Genomic DNA, 3,325 nt, shown 5'->3' with positions numbered 1-3,325 from the left:
AGTCGTTAGACATCCTGTCCATAAACTTCCTGGACTCCGCGTCAAAAAACTAACTGGACTCCGAGTCCAAAAAGTCACTAGACATCACACACCGCTGCTAGCCTCCGCCTTTACTGGAGCGATTCTTTTACTCGGTGCAGACGTCGTCATTCATGCTCTGTTGGGGATCGAGCTTCCTGTTGGAATCGTTACTTCGATAATTGGGGGCCTGTTTTTACTCTATTTACTCGTTCAGCAAAATCGGAAGGTCCAATCAGCTTAATGTCTGACCCATTAATCACTTCGCGCACAGCAATTACGGCATCAAACCTCACTGTAGGATACGCGCGCAACACTCCGATCCTTGAAAATATTGATGTAGAGCTCCCCAAAGGCAAAGTTACTACGATTGTTGGTCCCAACGGGTGCGGAAAGTCAACCCTCTTACGCAGCCTCGCAAGGCTGTTACCCATAGAAAGTGGCACCGTAATGTTAGGTGAGCGCGATATCACTGAGCTTCGCCGAAAGGATGTGGCCACAAAAATTAGTGTGCTGCCGCAGGCTCCCATTGCGCCAGAGGGTTTACTTGTATCCGATCTTGTCGCTCGCGGGCGCCATCCACATCAATCATGGCTGCGCCAATGGTCAGCATCGGATGAGCAGGAGGTTTATTCCGCGCTCACACAAACCGGCTCCCTGCAATTTGCTGAACGCTCCATTAATGAGCTTTCCGGTGGCCAACGCCAACGAGTGTGGATTTCCATGGTTCTAGCTCAAGACACAGAGATTATGTTCCTCGACGAGCCCACAACATACTTAGATTTGGCAACGTCCATCGAAATTCTCGAGCTCATTCGTTCGCTGCGAACAAGACTGGGGCGCAGCATCGTTATGGTTTTACATGACCTCAACTTGGCTATTCGATATAGCGACCATTTGATTGCAATGAACCAAGGAAAGATTCTTGCAACTGGGATCCCCAAGGAGATCGTTTCTCCTCAATTACTTCTCACCGCATTCAATTTAAAAGCCTTGGTTATTGAAGATCCAATTACAGGGGGCCCGCTCGTTGTCCCCTCCGGCGCTAATATTTAGCTACGCCACAGCCCTTACACGCCTAAAACCAGCGGCGGACATAGATCGAAAATATAAAATGCCCTTCACCCGTGCTCTCCACTGGTGAAGGGCTGAAAATTGGAGGCAGGGACAGAGCTGGAAAACACTGCCTCCAATTAAAGGAGCTTCGAATACTTATACGTGATCCAAAAGAGTGTTAGCAATGTACTCGGAGCCTGCATCCGACGGATGAATACTCATGTTGTAGTTCGGCGTCGTGGTATCAATCAAGCCAGCGACCCAACGCTCGGCATCTGGAGCACACGTATCATGGCCGCGAGCGCCATCAATCATGTCAACGTAGGTTGCCCCAATTGAATTAGCTGCCTCAATTTGGTTATCACGGTTCCAATTTTCGACATCCCGCAGGATTGGGACGTAAATACCGCCCGGGCGGTTCGGGATCACATTGACCGCGCAGAGCGTTGCGTGTTCACGATCCACGGTAGGTAGTGCGCCCGATACAACGATCTTTGCTCCCGGTGCTGCGCGGTGAATCTTATCGCCAGCTTCCCGCAGACGGTTCACATAGTTATCGTGGACGTTTTTCGGGACATCCGGAGAACTCTTCAACACATCGAAGTTATACGGACCGTAGTCATTCATTCCTACAGCGATGACGACGGTGGAGTCATTGCGGATGTCGCCATTGGCAATAGCCCGGTCCAAGCGTTGATTCATGGTATTGGACGTCTGAGCGGTGCAGGACCAATCAGCCAGTGGTCGATTCGTCTTTGCGGCTAGCTTCCGCGGCCAGTTATTAGGCGCCTGAAGGCACCCCTCGCGCTGGGGGTAATTATCGGTTGCACCAGGAACCCCGCGGAAGGTATTTCGGACTTGGTCAGGGTTGGCGGAGTAGGAGTCTCCGAGCGTAACGAGATTACCGGTCGGTGCGGCTGACGCGACACCGGAAAGACCTGTAGCGAGCATGACTGCTCCGCAAGCTGCAGCAATGTATTTGCTCACAAGGCGCATATTTGCGTTCCCTTTCAATCAAAAAATGAGTTACTTTTCTAGCCGTCCGATAGATAACTGCTCGTATTAAGAGTGTCATTGGCATCGATATACACAATTTATAGATAGTACCCATCGGCGACCATGTTTACGGCTATAACTATAGCGAACCCGCCCAGTGGATGCATACTTTCATACTTTTATCTCAATCCATTAGTATTTTCACTCGCGCTTCTCACGAAACTCCAGAATAAATAATTTATTTTCAATATAAGTGCGCTCTATCACTACTGGAGACTGCAATATTACAATTTGGGAGTTTCTGGTAGGAAGTTACCGCACTTTTATTCTCATTTTAATTCCCAAATCCAGTCGCGAGATCCAAATCATATGCATCGGTCCCACATGTACCTGTAGCCCGCCAAAACGGCTGATGTAGTTTCGGTAGCTTCTGAGGAATCTGCAGACCCGCCCTCGGTCCACCAGCCTTCTTTGGCAACGGTTTCCCAACCGAATACTCACACTCCATAGGAATCAGAAAAGGACCCATGAAACGACAAAAGGTGCCCAGCCGATGACACAACACAAAACAACACGTTTTCTCGTTTAACCCTGTCGTCTAGGCCACATTCAGCTCCACAAGGCATAAATAAAAGCCCTGACCAGAACTTAATCTGGTCAGGGTCCGGAAGTTGGTAGCGGGGGCAGGATTCGAACCTACGACCTCTGGGTTCTCACCCCCATGTTCGAGCCACCTGCAGTTATTGCCCTTTTACCTGCTAATTAGAGAGGTATCAGCATACTGGCGCCTACCGGGTTTTACCGCAGATTACCGACTCTTAAGTCCCGTTTTGAGTCCCATCTTCTTCACCGAGATTCAAGGCGCCCCGCATAGCGTCGACATCAGTCCAATCCGTGTAGTTGCGCGCGTTCACGTCGACGTCATGCCCGAAGTAGGCTGCACGCACCTGGGCGGGTACCCCTCGCGCGATGGCCCGGTTATTGAGCACCGTGCGCCAGTCATGGGATCTCATTAAAGCGATGTGGTTGTCCTGGAGCTGCGCGCCGACATCTTTAAACAGAGCCGCTGACGCTTTCACGGCGTTGTCGGTGCGCCAGTGCGCCTGCTTGTCTCCTGGCGAAGGGATCAGTGGATCGAACGTTCCTAGTCTGTTGAGCCGGTTTAACCAGAACTTTTCGACACTGAGGTTACCCTCGTTTAGTGGACACCCTATTAGTACGGATCTTGTGTCCGTAGGAGAGGATGTTCATTGTG

At 50.6% G+C, this 3,325-nt stretch carries 4 protein-coding genes; 2 read left to right on the top strand and 2 right to left on the bottom strand.

Annotated features, from left to right (window positions below; genetic code table 11):
• Together ABRP98_RS11655 and ABRP98_RS11650 are read left to right on the top strand one after the other, a co-directional pair.
• Window positions 1-262 (top strand): iron chelate uptake ABC transporter family permease subunit (locus tag ABRP98_RS11655; protein WP_349859350.1); only part of this gene is annotated, 262 nt, incomplete at its 5' end.
• Window positions 262-1,074 carry an ABC transporter ATP-binding protein gene (locus ABRP98_RS11650; protein WP_349859349.1) on the top strand — a complete coding sequence of 271 codons (813 nt, stop codon included), beginning with the start codon at window positions 262-264 and terminating at the stop codon, window positions 1,072-1,074. The genes ABRP98_RS11655 and ABRP98_RS11650, both read left to right, overlap by 1 nt.
• A 156-nt stretch (window positions 1,075-1,230) precedes the next feature.
• Here the strand turns inward: ABRP98_RS11650 and ABRP98_RS11645 are convergent, their stop codons facing one another.
• Both ABRP98_RS11645 and ABRP98_RS11640 read right to left on the bottom strand, forming a co-directional pair.
• Window positions 1,231-2,061 (bottom strand): GDSL-type esterase/lipase family protein, encoded by an 831-nt coding sequence (locus ABRP98_RS11645; protein WP_284796851.1) that lies wholly within the window; start codon window positions 2,059-2,061, stop codon window positions 1,231-1,233.
• Between the two features lie 827 nt (window positions 2,062-2,888).
• Window positions 2,889-3,083, bottom strand: a complete 195-nt coding sequence (locus ABRP98_RS11640) for a hypothetical protein (protein WP_349859347.1) — start codon at window positions 3,081-3,083, stop codon at window positions 2,889-2,891.
• Between the last annotated feature and the right edge of the window lie 242 nt (window positions 3,084-3,325).

Source organism: Corynebacterium sp. KPL2838 (genome assembly GCF_040225455.1).
Classification (GTDB): domain Bacteria; phylum Actinomycetota; class Actinomycetes; order Mycobacteriales; family Mycobacteriaceae; genus Corynebacterium; species Corynebacterium rhinophilum.
Note: the sequence above shows the minus strand (reverse complement) of the source record. Positions and strands in the feature narration are given on the sequence as shown.

Bases quoted from the DNA above. Each gene is read 5' to 3' on its own strand.
- ABRP98_RS11650 (WP_349859349.1), top strand. From the start codon at position 262: ATGTCTGACCCATTAATCACTTCGCGCACAGCAATTACGGCATCAAAC.
- ABRP98_RS11640 (WP_349859347.1), bottom strand. From the start codon at position 3,083: ATGAGATCCCATGACTGGCGCACGGTGCTCAATAACCGGGCCATCGCG.